This is a genomic window from Sphingopyxis sp. P8 (assembly GCF_020622175.1).
Taxonomy (GTDB): Bacteria; Pseudomonadota; Alphaproteobacteria; order Sphingomonadales; family Sphingomonadaceae; genus Sphingopyxis; species Sphingopyxis jiangsuensis.
On the sequence record NZ_JACNMK010000002.1, the window covers coordinates 174,378 to 189,123 of the forward strand.

Below are 14,746 nucleotides of genomic sequence, written 5' to 3' on the forward strand. Positions count from 1 at the left end.
GCCCTGCCGATAAAGGGGCGGGTAAAGGGAAGCGTAATATTATGACTCTGATCCTCGGCCTCGAATCGAGCTGCGACGAAACCGCGGCCGCGCTCGTCACCAGCGACCGGGCCATTTTGGCGCATCGCGTCGCGGGGCAGGAGGCCGAGCATCGCCCCTATGGCGGCGTCGTTCCCGAAATCGCCGCGCGCGCGCACGTCGACCGCCTTGCGCCGCTCGTCGAACAGGTGCTCGCCGACGCGGGCGTCGCGCTGTCCGATGTCGACGCGATCGCGGCGACCGCCGGCCCCGGGCTGATCGGCGGCGTCATGGTCGGCCTCGTCACCGGAAAGGCGCTCGCGCATGCGGCGGGCAAGCCGCTCGTCGCGGTCAATCATCTCGAAGGCCATGCGCTCAGCCCCCGACTCGTCGAACCCGACCTCAGCTTTCCCTACCTGCTGCTGCTCGTCTCGGGCGGTCATTGCCAGCTGCTGCTCGTCGAGGGGGTGGGCGCCTATCGCCGCCTCGCCACGACGATCGACGACGCGGCAGGCGAAGCCTTTGACAAGACAGCGAAACTTCTCGGACTCGGCTATCCGGGCGGGCCCGCGGTCGAACATATTGCCGCCGAGGGCGATCCGCGCGCCGTCGCGCTGCCGCGTCCGCTCGTCGGCAGCGACGAGCCGCATTTCTCCTTCGCAGGGCTCAAGAGCGCGGTCGCGCGCGCGGCGGCCAGCGGAGCGCACGCCACGCCCGATCTCGCCGCCTCCTTCCAGGCCGCGGTGGTCGATTGCCTCGTCGACCGAAGCCGCATCGCGCTCGCGGCCTGCCCGCAGGCAACCGCTTTTGTCGTCGCGGGGGGCGTTGCCGCCAATGGCGCGATCCGTACCGCGCTTACCGCGCTCGCGGGCGAGTTCGGCAAGCCCTTTGTCGCGCCGCCGCTGTGGCTGTGCACCGACAATGGCGCGATGATCGCGTGGGCGGGCGCCGAGCGTTTCGCCGCAGGGCTCACCGATCCCCTCGACACGGCGGCGCGCCCGCGCTGGCCGCTCGATCCCGCGGCCGAAGCCGTGCGCGGTGCCGGAGTCAAAGCATGACCGATGACAGCATGACGTCGTCACCTGCGCATTTCGGCGTCGTCGGCGCGGGCGCGTGGGGCACGGCGCTCGCGCAGCTCCTCGCCGCCGACGGCGCCCCCGTGCGGCTCTGGGCGCGCGAGGCCGAGGTCGTCGCTGCGGTCAACGCCGATCACGCCAATCCGCTTTTCCTTCCGAATGCCAGGCTTTCGCCGTCGATTGCCGCGACCGACTCGCTTGCCGATCTTGCATCGTGCGACGCGCTGCTCATTGTCGTGCCCGTTCCCTTCATGCGCGGCGTGCTTGCCAATCTCCCCGCAGGCAACGCCCCGCTCATCCTGTGCAGCAAGGGGATGGAGGCGGAGAGCTTCGCCTTTCCCATCGATATTGCGCGCGCGCTCTGCCCCGGCAGGCCGCTCGCCGTGCTCGCCGGGCCGACCTTTGCCAAGGAGGTTGCGGCGGGGCTGCCCACGGCGATCACGCTCGCGGCCGAGGACGCCGGCGTTGCCGACGCGCTCGCTCGCGCGATCGCGCGGCCGCATTTCCGCCCCTATGTTTCGCACGACATGATCGGTGCCGAAATCGGCGGCGCGATCAAGAATGTCCTCGCCATCGCCTGCGGCATCGTCGAGGGCGCGGGGCTGGGCCTCAATGCGCGCGCCGCGCTGATCAGCCGGGGTTTTGCCGAGATGACGCGCTTCGGCCTCGCGCGCGGCGCGCATGCCGAAACGCTCGCCGGACTCGCGGGGCTTGGCGACCTTGTCCTCACCTGCACCTCGTCCAATTCGCGCAATTTCGCGCTTGGCGAAGGGCTGGGGCGCGGCGAATCCGCCGCCTCGCTGATGTCCGACCGCCGTTCGGTCGCCGAAGGCGCCTTCAGCGCGCCGGTCATCGCCGCCGCCGCCCGCGCCGACGGTATCGACATGCCGATTACCGATGCGGTGGCGCGCCTCGTCGCGGGCGAGACCCGCATCGCCGACGCCATTCAGGCGCTGCTCAGCCGACCGCTGCGACCCGAGGGGCGATGAGCGACCGCTTGCAATTGCCTGCCTCCCCGCGCCGCGCTAAACCCGGCGCAGGGGACGAACAGAAGGGGCGCGGGGCTTGAGCCAGACCGACAGCGGAACCGCGCGCACGCCCGATTCGGAGCATCGCCCCGACGCCGAGTTGCGCGATGCCGATGCCGCCGCGCTCGCCAAGGGCGGACGCACCAATTTCTTCGGATTCGTGCTGCGCCTCGTCGCGCGCCTGCCCTTTCTCTATGTGGCCGGGCGCTGGTACGGGCCCGAGGCGGTCGGGCGTTTCGCCTTTGCCGTCCTCGTCATCGAACTCGTCGCGCAGCTCGCCACTTTGGGCCTCAAGCGCGGTCTCGCCGAACAGTTGAGCGCGCCGGGCGCCGATCACCGCATGGTCGTGTGGGACGGCATGTTCGTCGCCTTTCTCGCCTCCGCCGCAGGCTCGACCTTCCTCTTTCTTCTTCCGCAGGTCATGTTCCCGGCGGGCGACGTCGCGGGAGCCGACCGCTGGATGGCGCTGCTCGTCTTTGCGATTGCAGGGACCGAGATTGCGCTCGCCGCCTGCGCCTATCGCTTTGACATCGGCGCGACGGTGCGTGCGCGCGCGGTCGTCGAGCCGTGGGTGATCAGCGCCGCGGCAGCCGGATTCTGGTACGTGTCGGTGCGCGACGGGCTGATGCTGTCCTACGCCACGGCGATGATCGCGGCCTTTCTGACCGCACTCGTCCCGATGATCGGCCATTATGGCGCCCCGCGCGGGTGGCAGCCGCACCCCGCAACGCTGATCAGGGTTGCGCGGCGCAACGCGCCGCTCGCCGCCGCCGATGCGATCGAATGGGGGACGCGCCGGCTCGACCTCTTCATCCTCGGCCAGTTCACCTCGCCGGCGATTTACGGCATCTATTACATGGCGCAGCAGGTTGCCTCGCTGCCACAGAAACTCAAGACAAGCTTCGAGCCGATCCTCGGCCCCGTGATCACGCGGAACCTGGCGGAAAACCGGCTTGGCGCCGTGGCGGCACAGGTCAGCCAGGTCGGCTTCTGGATTATCGCCGCGCAGGCGGGCGTCGCGCTCGCGCTCGGCATTCCGGGCGAGGCGGTGATGGGGCTCGTCGGCCCCGAATTCGTCAGCGGTACCGGCGCGCTCGCCTTCCTGCTCGCCGCCGAGGTCGTGGCGGCGACCGCGGTCGTCAGCGAAGCCGCGCTCGTCTATGTCGCGCGCCACCGCAACCTGCTCATCAGCCTCGCGACGCTCGCGCTGCAGGCGGTCCTCAGCGTCGGGCTGATCCTGCTCGCGCAGTCGATGGGGCTTCACCCGATCTATTATGCTGGCGCCGTCGCGCTCGCGCTGATGCTGGCACTCGGCTTTGCCTCGCTCGTCAAGGCGCGACTGCTGTCGCGGATCCTCGGCGCGCCGGTGAACAGCCTGCGCTGGGCGCTGTTCTGGGCGACCGGCGGCGCGGCGGTGCTCGGCTGGGGCGCGACGCAGCTTCCCGAATGGGCCGAGCTGCTGATCGGCGTCCCCGTCATCCTCGGTATCTATGCCTGGCTCATCTGGACGCGCGGCTTCGGCCCCGCCGACCGCGCGCTGTTCCGCAAGCATCCCGATGCCGCCGCACCGGCAACCCAGGCCTAGTCGTTATTCACGGCGTCCTGCGCCGCATTTCCGACATCCTGCGCGGCGTCGCCCACCTTTTGCGCGGCTTCGGTGATTGCGCCGGTTTCGGCCTGTTCGTTGCCGAGGAACTGGAACGCGACGAAGACGGCGACCGCAAGCGCGACCAGCGCGATGATCGCCATGCCCAGCCCGCCGCCGCGGCGCGGTTCGCGATCGACGACCGTCGTGGTGTGCGTCGTCCCGTCGGGATTGCGCGTCGTGTGAATTTCATCGGCCATGCTTATGCCTCCTATGCTGTTGGGCGATAGGACGCACGACGCGGGCCGAAGGTTCCTAACCGAGCCGCGCGGCGACCTTGGCGTTGAGGTCGCTTTGCGCGCGCGGGCCGATCTGCGCGATGATTTCGCGCGCGCACACCGCGCCCATCGTCAGGCATTCGGCAACCGGGCGCGCTTCGGCGAGGCCCGCCAGGAATCCGGCCGCGAACAGGTCGCCCGCGCCCGTCGTGTCGACGACCTCGTCGATCGGCTCGGCGCCGACTTCGGTGCGGACGCCGCCCTCGACCGCGATCGCGCCCTTTTCGCTGCGTGTCACGACAAGCAACGGCACTTTCGGCGCAATCTTCGCGACCGCCGCCTCGAAATCCTGCTCGTCCGCGAGCGCCATGATCTCGACCTCGTTCGCGAACAGGATGTCGAACAGCCCTTCGGCGATCAGCGCGCGGAAATCCTCGCCGTGGCGGTCGATGATGAAGGCGTCCGAAAGGGTGAACGCGACCTTGCGGCCCGCCGCGCGCGACACGTCGATCGCGCGGCGCATCGCCGCACGCGACAGCGGCGGATCCCACAGATACCCCTCGAGATAGAGGATATCCGACGCCGCGATCACGTCCTCGTCGATCATCGCCTGTTCGAGCAGGTGGCTCGCGCCGAGAAAGGTGTTCATCGTGCGCTGGCCGTCGGGCGTGACAAGGATCAGGCAGCGCGCGGTCGGCGCGCCTTCCTTGAGCGCGGGCGTATCATAGGCGACGCCGAGCGCGCGCAGGTCGTGCGTGAAGACATGGCCGAGCTGGTCGTCGGCGACCTGCCCGATGAACGCGCAGCGCCGCCCGAGCGCTGCCATCCCGGCCAGCGTGTTCGCCGCCGACCCGCCCGACATTTCGACCGCCGGACCCATTGCGGCATAAAGGCGCGTCGCCTCGTCGGCGTCGATCAGGCGCATCGACCCCTTGGTCAGCCCTTCGGCGGTGATCAGCGCATCGTCGGCGCGGGCGATGACGTCGACGATGGCATTGCCGATGGCGACAACGTCGAAACGGGCGGTGGAGGCCATGAAAATTCCTGTGTCCGGATGCGGGAGTTGCGCGCGCCTTTACGGGGCGGGGCGCCGCAAGGCAAGCGCAGCGCTTGACGCGGCGCCGCCCGGCGCGCCAACGAAGCGCATGACCCGCGCGCTCCACGCCCTGTCGCTCGCCCTCGGCGACCTCCCCAACCGGCGCGTGCTCGCGATTCTGGCGCAGAGCCTCGCGCTCACGCTGCTCGTCTTCGTCGCGGCGGGCGCGGCGATTGTCGCGGCGGCGCGCTGGGCGCTCGTCCATTGGCAATGGCTCGGCTCGCGCGAAGCCGACATGGCGGGGGTGCTGGTCGCGCTCCTGCTCGTCGCGGGCGCGTGGCTGCTCTTTCGCGCGGTCGCGATCCTCGTCATCGGCCTGTTCGCCGACGGCATCGTCGCCGCGGTCGAGCGGCGCCACTATCCCGCCGCCGCCGACCGCGCGGTTCCGGTCAGCCTTGCGGCGAGCGCGAGGCTCGGGCTCGCCTCGGCCGGGCGGGTCGTCGCGGTGAACCTCGTCGCGCTGCCATTCTATATCGCGCTCATCTTCACAGGCGTCGGTGCGCCGCTCCTTGCCTTTGCGATCAACGCGGTCCTGCTCGGCCGCGATCTCGAGGCGATGGTGCGCGCGCGCCATCCGGCGAGCATGCCCCTGTCGCGGCGGGCGCGCTGGTCGCTCGGCGCGCTGTCCGCCGCAGCCTTTCTGGTCCCCGTCGCCAATCTGTTGGCGCCCATCGTCGGCGCGGCTATGGCGGTCCACCTGTTCCATCTCGGCCGCACCGGCCCGATCGAGGATGTGCCATGACCCTGCGCCCGCTCGCCCTCCTGCCGCTTGCGGCACTGCTCGCCGGATGCGCCGGCAGCGCGATCCCGCAGGTTTATCGCCCCCCCGCAGCGACCGCTCCGCCCGTCGCCGCGCAACCGGTCCAGCACAACCGGCTGCTCGGCAACAGCGCCGATGCGGTGGGACGGATGTTCGGCAAGCCGCGGCTCGACGTCAGCGAGGGCGGCGGGCGCAAGCTGCAATTTGCGGGGTCGAGCTGCATTCTCGACGTCTATTTCTATGCGCCGCGCACCGGGGCACAGGCGGTCGCAACGCACGCCGACGCGCGCACCCCCGATGGCCGCAACGCCGAAGTCGACAGCTGCGCCGAGACGCTGCGCCGCTAGCGCGGCGTCATGACGCCAGTTCGGCGAGCGCCCAGCGCGCCGCGTCGGCGACCATCGGTGATTCGTCGTTTGCCAACGCGCTGAGAATCTTCGTAAATCCTGCATCGCCGCTGTTCCCCGCCGCGATTGCGGCGTTGCGGACCATGCGGTTGCGCCCGATCCGCTTGATCGGCGATCCCGCAAAGACGCGGCGGAAATCGGCGTCGTCGAGCGCGAGCAGCCCCGCCAGCGACGGCGCCGCAAGCTCGGCGCGCGGCAGGAAGGCGCGGTGCGCCTGCGCCGTGCTTGCAAATTTGTTCCACGGGCACACAGCAAGGCAATCGTCGCAGCCATAGATGCGATTGCCGATCGCGCGGCGATGCTCGACCGGGATCGGCCCGTCATGCTCGATCGTGAGATAGGAGATGCAGCGCCGCGCATCGAGGCGATAGGGCGCGGGAAAGGCGTTCGTCGGGCACGCGTCCTGGCACGCGGCGCAACTGCCGCAGCGGTCTCGCCCGGGCGTGCTCGCGGCGAGATCGAGCGTGGTATAGATCGCGCCGAGGAACAGCCAGCTGCCATGTTCGCGGCTGACCATGTTCGTATGCTTGCCCTGCCAGCCGAGCCCCGCGGCGGCGGCGAGCGGCTTTTCCATCACCGGCGCGGTGTCGACGAAGACCTTGACCTCAGCATCGGGAACCTCGCCGACGAGCCAGCGTGCGGTCGCCTTGAGCGCCTTTTTGACGACGTCATGATAGTCCGCGCCCTGCGCATAGACCGAAATGCGCCCGCGGTCGCGATGACCGGCGAGCGCGAGCGGGTCGGTCGCGGGCGCATAGCTCATCCCGAGCGCAATCACCGATTTGACCTCGGGCCACAGCCCCTTGGGCGATCCGCGCTGCGCTGCGCGGCTCTCCATCCAGATCATGTCGCCGTGGCATCCATCGGCAAGCCATTCGCGCAGCCGCGTCGCCGTTTGCGGCGCGGAATCGGCCCCCGCGATCCCGAAGGCGACGAACCCGTGCGCGCGCGCGGCGGCTTCGAGGCGCTGTTCGAGGGGAGGCAAGGCTTCGGAAACCATCGGCGCTCTATACGGCAAGCACCCGTCCATGCCATAGGTCGGGATATGTCAGCACGGGGACCAGCTTTTGACCGACTATAGCGTCGAGGCGACCGGCCTCTCGAAAGATTTCGGCGGATTCAAGGCGGTCGACGGCGTCTCGTTGCAGGTTCCATCGGGCAGTATCTATGGCGTGCTCGGCCCCAATGGCGCGGGCAAGACGACGAGCCTGCGCATGACGCTCGGCATCATCGACCCCGACGCGGGCCAAAGCCGCCTGCTTGGCGGCCACGCGCCGCGCGCCGTGCGCCACCGCATCGGCTATCTGCCCGAAGAACGAGGCCTTTATCCCGGGATGAAGGCGCGCGAGGCGATCGCCTTCATGGGCGCGCTGCGCGGGCTCGACTGGCGCGAGGGGCGCCGCCGCGCCGCCGCCTTCATGGGCGAACTCGGGCTCGAACGCGTCGTTGACGAAAAGATCCGCAAGATGTCGAAAGGCATGGCGCAGATGATCCAGCTCATCGGGTCGATCGTCCACGCGCCCGACCTTATCGTCCTCGACGAGCCTTTTTCGGGGCTCGACCCCGTCAACCAGGAACGGCTCGAAATGCTCGTCCGGCGCGAGCGCGACCGCGGCGCGACGATCCTCTTTTCGACGCATGTCATGGCGCATGCCGAGCGGCTGTGCGACCGGATCGCGATCATCGCGCGGTCGCAGCGCCGCTTCGAGGGCAGTGTCGACGATGCGCGCGCGCTGCTGCCGATGCAGGTGCGCTATACGCCGCGCGGCGACGCCGACGCCCCCGCCATCGCCGCTCTGCTCCCCGCGGGCGCCGAGCGGCGCGGCGACGCCTGGTATTTTCCCGTCGACGACACGGCGATCGAGCCGCTGCTCGCGCGCATCACCGCGAGCGGATTCGGCGTCGCCGGCTTGTCGATCGCGCGTCCCGGATTGCACGATGCCTTCGTCCATATCGTGCGACAGGTCGACGCCGCCTTCGACGCCGACGCAACGAGCGACGCGGTCGAGGAGGCAGCGGCATGAATCATTTCGTCCGCAACATGCTTGTTATCGCGCGGCGCGACTTTCTTTCGATCGTCGCAACGCCGACCTTCCTCCTTTTCCTCCTCGCGCCGCTGTTCATGATCGGCCTCGGCGCGATCGGCGGGCTCGGCGCGTCGCAGCTCGCCGACAGCGCGCGCGGCGCGGGACGCATCGTCGCGCTGGCCGACGCCGCCGATATCGAGGCGCTGCGCAGCGCCGACCAGCGGCTGCGCGCCGCGCTCGCGGGACGCGGCGCCCCGCCGACGCTGCTCATCCGTGTCGCCGCCCCCGGCGACGACCCGCGCGCGGTGATGCGCGAAAAGGGAAGCGACACCTATGCGGTGATGCACGGCCCGCTTGCCGCACCCGCGATCGTCGAGCAGGAAGCGGGCAGCCGCTCGGGACGCTATCTCGCGCTGCTCGCCGACGCCGTGATGCGCGACCGCGCCGCGGGAACGGTCACCCCGGTCGAAGCGCGCTTCGAAAGCGTCGCGACCGGCGGCACCAGCGTCGCGGCGCAGCAATCGATGGGCTTTGGCGCGGTCTTCACCATCTTCCTCCTCACCCTGCTCCTCGCGGGACAGGCAGTGGGGATGCTCGCCGAAGAAAAAGGCAACAAGGTCATCGAGATACTGGCGGCAGCCGTGCCGCTCGAAAGCGTCTTTCTCGGCAAGCTGCTCGGCCTGCTCGGCGTCGCGATCCTTTTCATCGCTTTCTGGTCGGCGATGGCGGTCGGCGGCGGTTTCATCGCCGCGACGCAGATGGACCCCGCGGCAGTCGCGGCTGCCAATGCGGCGAGTCCGGCCGCAGCCGCGCTCGGCGCCGCCCCTGCAACCGGCTGGGCTTTCTTCATCGCCATCTGCTTTGCCTATTTCGTCATGGAATTCCTGCTGCTCGGCGCGGTGTTCCTCGGCGTCGGCGCGCAGGCGGGGACGGTGCGCGAAATCCAGATGCTCAGCCTGCCGATCACCATTTTCCAGGTCGGCATGTTCAGCCTGTCGGCGGCCGCGGCGAGCGCGCCCGGCACAGCGCTCGCGACCGTCGCGCAGATCTTCCCCTTCTCCTCGCCGCTCGCGATGGCGGCGCGCGCCGCGACCGACGGCGACCACGCGGTCCACCTGCTCGCGCTCGGCTGGCAGGCGCTGTGGGTCGGACTCGTCATCCTCCTCTCGGTCCGCCTCTTCCGCTCGGGCGTGCTCAGCGGCGGCGGCGGGTGGAAATTCTGGCGCGGCACGGCGCGCGCGCAGGGCGATTCGCCAGCGCTTCGTTGACAAAGCTGTTAATAGTGGCATTCTGCAACTGATCGGGCCGCATCAGACGGCCAAGAGAGGAGCTGCCCCATGGCCACCGTCGTTCGCGAATCCCCCGCTGCCGCCGCCAATCCGCTCGACGTCAGCCGCGCCGAGCTGTGGAGCGAGGATCGCTGGCAGGAGCCGATGCGCCAGCTGCGCACCGAATCGCCGATCTATTATTGCGAGGATTCGAAGTTCGGCCCCTATTGGTCGGTCACGACCTACAAGCCGATCCAGCATGTCGAGGCGCTGCCCAAGATCTTCTCCTCGTCGTGGCAATATGGCGGCATCACCGTCGCCGGCGACGGGGTCGACCATCTGAAAGAGGGCGAGGTCCCGATGCCGATGTTCATCGCGATGGACCCGCCGCAGCACACCGCGCAGCGGCGCACCGTCGCGCCCGCCTTCGGCCCCTCCGAAATCGAACGGATGCGCGCCGACACGCAGCAGCGCACGAGCGACCTTCTCGACACGCTGCCCGTCGGCGAGACGTTCGACTGGGTCGAAAAAGTGTCGATCGAACTCACGACCGACATGCTCGCGATCCTCTTCGACTTTCCCTGGGCCGACCGGCACAAGCTCACCGGCTGGTCCGACCGCCTCGGCGATATCGAAAGCTTCGGCACGGTCGAGGAGCGCCAGGCGCGGCTCGCGACTGCCTATGAAATGGGCGCTGCTTTCAAGGAGTTATGGGATCACAAGGCCAAGAATCCCGGCAAGCACGACCTGATCTCGATCATGCTCCAGTCGGACGCGATGAGCCACATGAGCCATGAGGAATTCATGGGCAACCTCATCTTGCTCATCGTCGGCGGCAACGACACGACGCGCAATTCGATGTCGGCCTATGCCTATGGCCTCCATCGCTTCCCCGACGAGCGCGCGAAGCTCGAATCGAACCACGATCCCGAACTCGCGGTCAATGCGATGCACGAGATTATCCGCTGGCAGACCCCGCTCGCGCACATGCGCCGCACCGCGATGGAGGATACCGAGCTGTTCGGCCAGCAGATCAGGGCGCGCGACAAGATCGCGCTCTGGTACGCTTCGGCGAACCGCGACGAGAGCGTCTTTCCCGACGGCGACCGCATCATCGTCGACCGCGAAAATGCGCGACGCCACCTCGCCTTCGGTTACGGCATCCACCGCTGCGTCGGCGCGCGCGTCGCCGAGCTTCAGCTGACGACGCTGATTTCCGAAATGCAGCGCCGCCGCCTCCGCGTGAATGTCGAGGCCGAGCCCGAGCGCGTCCACGCCAGCTTCGTCCACGGCTATCGCCACATGAACGTCACGCTCGAAAAATACTGACGCGCGCTGAAACCGGGCGGGCGTCGCCACCGAACAAGGGGCAATGAGAAAGCCCGACATGATCGAACGTCGCTATATATTGTCCGGACTCGCCCTCGGCGGGGCGCTGATCGGCGCGCCGATGCTGTTCGCCAAGTCGGGTTCGCGCCCGCAGGCGGCGCCCGGCTGGCGGCTGAGCGAGGCCGAATGGCGCAAGCGGCTGACCCCGATGGAGTTTCGCGTGCTGCGCGAGGCGGCCACCGAACGCCCCTATTCGAGCCCGCTCGACGGCGAAAAACGCGCCGGAACCTTTGTCTGCGCGGGGTGCGCGCTGCCGCTCTATTCGAGCAGGACCAAATATGAAAGCCGCACCGGCTGGCCCAGCTTCTGGGCGCCATTGAAGGGCGCGATCGGCACCGGCACCGACTATGACCTCGGCTATCCGCGCACCGAGGTGCATTGCAAGCGCTGCGGCGGGCATTTGGGCCATGTTTTCAACGACGGACCGAAGCCGACGGGCAAGCGCTATTGCATGAACGGCGTCGCGCTCGATTTCCGTCCCGCCTGAGGCGGCGCGTTCGCGGGGCCGTTCGGCGCGCGCTTGCGGGCAGATACTTGTAAAACTTCGGGCGCGCCCGTATTCCGCGACCTGTCGCATCTGGCATCCGGGCCAGCGGACATCATCAAAGATTGCCCCAGCTGAGCCGCGCTTCCGCCACCCCCTATGTCGAACTTCTCAGCATCGGGGCGGGGCGCCGCACCTTTGCGATAAGCCTCGCCGTCCTGATCACCGCGCTGCTGCTTCTGATGCTGCTCGCCTTTGGCCCGCAACTGCCAACCGACGAAAAACTGCAACCGATCAGCGTCGTGACGATCAGCGCGCCGCAGGAGTCCGTGGACGAGGCGCAATCGAGCCGCTCGGAAAGCGTGCCTGCCGCCGAACAGCCCGTCCCGACCGAACCCGACATGGTCGAACCGCAGCCGGTCCGGATGCCCGAGCCGCAGCCCGCCCCACCCCCGCCGATCCCCGTCGAACCGCTGCCTTCGCCGACAGCTCCCCCGATCGGCGTCCGTCCGCCCGGCGGCGCGGTTTACGGCCCCCCCGACCGCGGCGGCTCCCCCGCCGCGCGCGATTCGGAGCGGGTCGGAACGGCGCCCAATGGCGAACCGCTCTACGCCGCCTCCTGGTATCGCGAGCCTACCGACGCGGAACTGCGCGGTTTTCTGTCGACCGCGAGCGGCCCCGGCTGGGGGCTGATCGCCTGCCGCACCGCGCCCGATTACCGCGTCGAGGATTGCGTCGGGCTCGACGAATATCCCAACGGATCGCAGATCACCCGCGCCGTCCTCGCGGCGGCATGGCAGTTCAGGGTGCGGCCGGCGCGCATTCGCGGGCGGCCTCAGGTGGGCAGCTGGGTCCGAATCCGGATCGATTACGGCATTCGGGCGCGTTAGGGCGCCGCGCGCCCCGGCATTTGCAGCCGCGCCCAGGGTCAGGACCCTAGATTCCCTCGCCCGACAACCTCTGGCAGATCATGTCGAGCTGGTCGAGCGATGCGAATTTCAGCGTCAGCGTGCCCTTGCCGCCGCCGGCATATTGGATCGCCGTGCCGATTCCGAGCAACTCGGACAGGTGCCGCTCGACCGCGACAATGTCGGGATCGCGCCCCGACGAAGGCGCCGCATCGCCGGCTGACTTGCGCGGCGCGCGGCTGTCGCGCACGAGCGATTCGACCGCGCGCACCGACAATCCCTCCTTGACGACGCGCCGCGCGAGCGTTTCGGCCTCGTCGGCGCCGATCAGCGCGCGCGCATGCCCCATTGCGAGCGATCCGTCGGCGACCATCGCGCGCACCGTCGGCGGCAGGTCGAGCAGGCGCATCAAATTGGCGACGTGGCTGCGCGATTTTCCGACGAGTTTCGCCAGCGCTTCCTGGCTATGCCCATAATCCTCGATCAGGCGGCGATAGGCGACCGCCTCTTCGATCGCATTCAGGTCCTCGCGCTGGATATTCTCGACGAGCGCAATCTCGTAGGTCGCGGCATCGTCGAGTTCGCGCACGAGCGTCGGGATCTGGTGCAGCCCGGCGCGCTGCGCGGCGCGCCAGCGGCGCTCGCCCGCGACCAGCTGATACCCCTGCCCGTCGGGGGCGCGGCGGACGATGATCGGCTGAAGCAGCCCGCGCGCGGCGATCGATACGGACAGTTCGGCAATCGCGGCCTCGTCGAAATGGCGGCGCGGCTGCCCGGGAAGCGGACGAATTGCGCCGAGCGCGATATGCTGGACAGCGTCGCCATCGACCGGCGCCGGCCGTGCCGCGCCGCCGGCGCTCGCAAGCACCGGCGATTCGACCGCGGCGTCGCCGAACAGCGCGTTCAGCCCGCGGCCGAGGCCCGACGGGCGCTTGCGCGGCGTTGGAGCAGCATTTTCATCACTTGAATCAGACATTTAAGCGGCCTTGCGGACGTTCGGGAGGCGGCCGATAAGCTCGCGCGCGAGCGCGATATAGGCCATCGACCCGGGACAGCGGTGATCGTAAATCAGCGCCGGAAGCCCGTGGCTCGGCGCCTCCGACAGCCGCACATTGCGCGGAATCACCGTATCGAAGACCACGGGCCCCAGGCATTCGCGGACATCGTCGGACACCTGATCGGTCAACCGGTTGCGGCGGTCGAACATCGTCAGCGCGACGCCGAGGATCATCAGTTGCGGATTGAAGCGGCCGCGCACGCGCTCGACCGTGGTGAGCAGCTGGCTCAGCCCTTCGAGCGCAAAAAATTCGCACTGCAACGGCACGATCAGCGATTCGGCCGCAATCAGCGCGTTGAGCGTGAGCATGCCGAGCGACGGCGGGCAATCGATCAGGCAGATGTCCCACTGACCCGCTTCGGCGCTCGCGAGCGCGGATTGCAGCCGGTGCAGCCGGTCGGAAAATTCGACAAGCTCGATCTCGGCGCCCGACAGGTCGACCGTCGCGGGAACGATATCGAGGCGCGGTACCGCGGTCGGCACGGTGCATTCGCCGAGCGTCGCGTCGCCGCGCAGCAGCTCGTAGCTCGAACAATCGCGCTGCGCCTTGCTGATTCCCAGCCCGGTCGAGGCATTGCCCTGCGGATCGAGGTCGATAATCAGCGTCCGCCACCCCGTCGCCGCGAGCGCGGTCGCCAGATTGATCGCGGTCGTCGTCTTGCCGACTCCCCCCTTCTGGTTCGCCACGGCGATACGGATCATCGCTTCCCTCTTTTTTTGCTGCCGATCCGGCCTGTGCCGACCAATATCTGGCTGTCGACGTCGGTGCGGCTCTGTTCCACGTGAAACAGAGTCTGCCATGCCGGCGGCAGCAATGCCAGTTCCTTTACCGCATTTCGACCCTTGGGAAGCAGCCAGCGCGTCGATTCGGTGGAAAAACGCGCGGATAAGTCGAGCAGGCGGTCGAGCGGAGCAAAAGCGCGCGCGCTGATCGTCGCCGCCGCGCGCGTATCGAGCGTCTCGAGCCGCGCTTCGGCGACCTCGACATGCGCGAGTCCCAGTTCGGCCGTCACCGCGCGCAGAAAGTCGCAGCGGCGCCGCCGTGATTCGACGAGCAGCATCGGCCGCTCCGACAGGATCGCAACGACCACCCCCGGCAACCCCGGCCCGCTCCCCAGGTCGATCCAGAGCCCTTCGCCGTCCTTGTCGAACGCCAGCAACTGCGCGCTGTCGGCAATATGCCGCGCCCAGATCGTCGGAATCGTCGACGCCGCAACCAAATTCTGCTGCGTATTTTCTTCGACGAGCATCGCAGCGAAGCGCTCGAGCCTGCCCCATTGCTCGGGCGTCGGCGCAAGCGCCTCCCCGATCCACGCCCGGGCTTCGACCTCATTCGTCAATATATTCAAGCCGTTCAACCCTGCT

Annotated in this window: 16 protein-coding genes; 10 read left to right on the forward strand and 6 right to left on the reverse strand. The window is 68.7% G+C overall.

Features of this window, described 5'->3' with window-relative positions:
- The first annotated feature begins 41 nt into the window (after positions 1-41).
- The 3 genes from tsaD to H7692_RS09250 all read left to right on the forward strand — a co-directional run bounded on the left by tsaD (position 42) and on the right by H7692_RS09250 (position 3,707).
- Positions 42-1,076 carry a tRNA (adenosine(37)-N6)-threonylcarbamoyltransferase complex transferase subunit TsaD gene (gene tsaD / locus H7692_RS09240; RefSeq protein WP_227340086.1) on the forward strand — a complete coding sequence of 345 codons (1,035 nt, stop codon included), beginning with the start codon at positions 42-44 and terminating at the stop codon, positions 1,074-1,076.
- Positions 1,073-2,083, forward strand: a complete 1,011-nt coding sequence (locus H7692_RS09245) for an NAD(P)H-dependent glycerol-3-phosphate dehydrogenase (RefSeq protein ID WP_227340087.1) — start codon at positions 1,073-1,075, stop codon at positions 2,081-2,083. Before tsaD ends, H7692_RS09245 begins: the two co-directional genes overlap by 4 nt.
- A 76-nt stretch (positions 2,084-2,159) precedes the next feature.
- The gene (locus H7692_RS09250) at positions 2,160-3,707 is read left to right on the forward strand and encodes a lipopolysaccharide biosynthesis protein (RefSeq protein WP_413541443.1); all 1,548 of its coding nucleotides are present in this window, start codon (positions 2,160-2,162) and stop codon (positions 3,705-3,707) included.
- Here H7692_RS09250 and H7692_RS09255 read toward each other — a convergent pair.
- Together H7692_RS09255 and H7692_RS09260 are read right to left on the reverse strand one after the other, a co-directional pair.
- Positions 3,704-3,967, reverse strand: coding sequence for a hypothetical protein (locus H7692_RS09255; protein ID WP_201928542.1), 264 nt, complete (start codon positions 3,965-3,967; stop codon positions 3,704-3,706). The genes H7692_RS09250 and H7692_RS09255 overlap by 4 nt on opposite strands.
- Before the next feature lie 55 nt (positions 3,968-4,022).
- Complete coding sequence (locus H7692_RS09260; RefSeq protein ID WP_222136638.1) at positions 4,023-5,021, reverse strand: adenosine kinase; 999 nt, start codon at positions 5,019-5,021, stop codon at positions 4,023-4,025.
- 109 nt (positions 5,022-5,130) lie between these two features.
- Here H7692_RS09260 and H7692_RS09265 point away from each other — a divergent pair, with 109 nt between their 5' ends.
- Both H7692_RS09265 and H7692_RS09270 read left to right on the forward strand, forming a co-directional pair.
- A complete protein-coding gene (locus tag H7692_RS09265; protein ID WP_201928540.1) occupies positions 5,131-5,823 on the forward strand; it encodes an EI24 domain-containing protein in 693 nt (230 codons plus the stop codon).
- Complete coding sequence (locus H7692_RS09270; RefSeq protein ID WP_222136642.1) at positions 5,820-6,188, forward strand: hypothetical protein; 369 nt, start codon at positions 5,820-5,822, stop codon at positions 6,186-6,188. Before H7692_RS09265 ends, H7692_RS09270 begins: the two co-directional genes overlap by 4 nt.
- Before the next feature lie 7 nt (positions 6,189-6,195).
- On the opposite strand, the gene queG is transcribed toward H7692_RS09270, so the two are convergent.
- Positions 6,196-7,248: a tRNA epoxyqueuosine(34) reductase QueG gene (gene queG / locus H7692_RS09275; protein WP_201928538.1), complete on the reverse strand. Its 1,053-nt coding sequence runs from the start codon at positions 7,246-7,248 to the stop codon at positions 6,196-6,198.
- 67 nt (positions 7,249-7,315) lie between these two features.
- On the opposite strand from queG, the gene H7692_RS09280 reads away from it, so the two are divergent.
- The 5 genes from H7692_RS09280 to H7692_RS09300 all read left to right on the forward strand — a co-directional run bounded on the left by H7692_RS09280 (position 7,316) and on the right by H7692_RS09300 (position 12,306).
- The gene (locus tag H7692_RS09280) at positions 7,316-8,272 is read left to right on the forward strand and encodes an ABC transporter ATP-binding protein (RefSeq protein ID WP_222136644.1); all 957 of its coding nucleotides are present in this window, start codon (positions 7,316-7,318) and stop codon (positions 8,270-8,272) included.
- Complete coding sequence (locus H7692_RS09285; RefSeq protein ID WP_222136646.1) at positions 8,269-9,543, forward strand: ABC transporter permease; 1,275 nt, start codon at positions 8,269-8,271, stop codon at positions 9,541-9,543. Before H7692_RS09280 ends, H7692_RS09285 begins: the two co-directional genes overlap by 4 nt.
- 69 nt (positions 9,544-9,612) lie before the next feature.
- The gene (locus H7692_RS09290; RefSeq protein ID WP_201928535.1) at positions 9,613-10,872 is read left to right on the forward strand and encodes a cytochrome P450; all 1,260 of its coding nucleotides are present in this window, start codon (positions 9,613-9,615) and stop codon (positions 10,870-10,872) included.
- A 43-nt stretch (positions 10,873-10,915) separates the two neighbouring features.
- Positions 10,916-11,419 (forward strand): peptide-methionine (R)-S-oxide reductase MsrB, encoded by a 504-nt coding sequence (gene msrB, locus H7692_RS09295; RefSeq protein WP_227340088.1) that lies wholly within the window; start codon positions 10,916-10,918, stop codon positions 11,417-11,419.
- Positions 11,420-11,541: 122 nt separating this feature from the next.
- On the forward strand, positions 11,542-12,306 hold the full coding sequence (locus tag H7692_RS09300) for a hypothetical protein (RefSeq protein WP_222136648.1): 765 nt from the start codon (positions 11,542-11,544) through the stop codon (positions 12,304-12,306).
- 46 nt (positions 12,307-12,352) lie between these two features.
- Here the strand turns inward: H7692_RS09300 and H7692_RS09305 are convergent, their stop codons facing one another.
- From H7692_RS09305 to rsmG, 3 genes are read right to left on the reverse strand one after another with little or no spacing between them, the layout of a single operon-like run.
- Positions 12,353-13,300, reverse strand: coding sequence for a ParB/RepB/Spo0J family partition protein (locus H7692_RS09305; RefSeq protein WP_222136650.1), 948 nt, complete (start codon positions 13,298-13,300; stop codon positions 12,353-12,355).
- On the reverse strand, positions 13,301-14,083 hold the full coding sequence (locus H7692_RS09310; RefSeq protein ID WP_201928532.1) for a ParA family protein: 783 nt from the start codon (positions 14,081-14,083) through the stop codon (positions 13,301-13,303).
- Positions 14,080-14,730 (reverse strand): 16S rRNA (guanine(527)-N(7))-methyltransferase RsmG, encoded by a 651-nt coding sequence (gene rsmG / locus H7692_RS09315; protein WP_390881109.1) that lies wholly within the window; start codon positions 14,728-14,730, stop codon positions 14,080-14,082. Before rsmG ends, H7692_RS09310 begins: the two co-directional genes overlap by 4 nt.
- Positions 14,731-14,746: the final 16 nt, after the last annotated feature.

Coding starts and splice junctions, on each gene's coding strand:
- H7692_RS09310 (WP_201928532.1), bottom strand. CDS start 14,083: ATGATCCGTATCGCCGTGGCGAACCAGAAGGGGGGAGTCGGCAAGACG.
- H7692_RS09255 (WP_201928542.1), bottom strand. CDS start 3,967: ATGGCCGATGAAATTCACACGACGCGCAATCCCGACGGGACGACGCAC.
- H7692_RS09265 (WP_201928540.1), top strand. CDS start 5,131: ATGACCCGCGCGCTCCACGCCCTGTCGCTCGCCCTCGGCGACCTCCCC.
- queG (WP_201928538.1), bottom strand. CDS start 7,248: ATGGTTTCCGAAGCCTTGCCTCCCCTCGAACAGCGCCTCGAAGCCGCC.
- H7692_RS09290 (WP_201928535.1), top strand. CDS start 9,613: ATGGCCACCGTCGTTCGCGAATCCCCCGCTGCCGCCGCCAATCCGCTC.
- H7692_RS09260 (WP_222136638.1), bottom strand. CDS start 5,021: ATGGCCTCCACCGCCCGTTTCGACGTTGTCGCCATCGGCAATGCCATC.
- H7692_RS09245 (WP_227340087.1), top strand. CDS start 1,073: ATGACCGATGACAGCATGACGTCGTCACCTGCGCATTTCGGCGTCGTC.
- H7692_RS09285 (WP_222136646.1), top strand. CDS start 8,269: ATGAATCATTTCGTCCGCAACATGCTTGTTATCGCGCGGCGCGACTTT.
- msrB (WP_227340088.1), top strand. CDS start 10,916: ATGAGAAAGCCCGACATGATCGAACGTCGCTATATATTGTCCGGACTC.
- tsaD (WP_227340086.1), top strand. CDS start 42: ATGACTCTGATCCTCGGCCTCGAATCGAGCTGCGACGAAACCGCGGCC.
- H7692_RS09305 (WP_222136650.1), bottom strand. CDS start 13,300: ATGTCTGATTCAAGTGATGAAAATGCTGCTCCAACGCCGCGCAAGCGC.
- H7692_RS09270 (WP_222136642.1), top strand. CDS start 5,820: ATGACCCTGCGCCCGCTCGCCCTCCTGCCGCTTGCGGCACTGCTCGCC.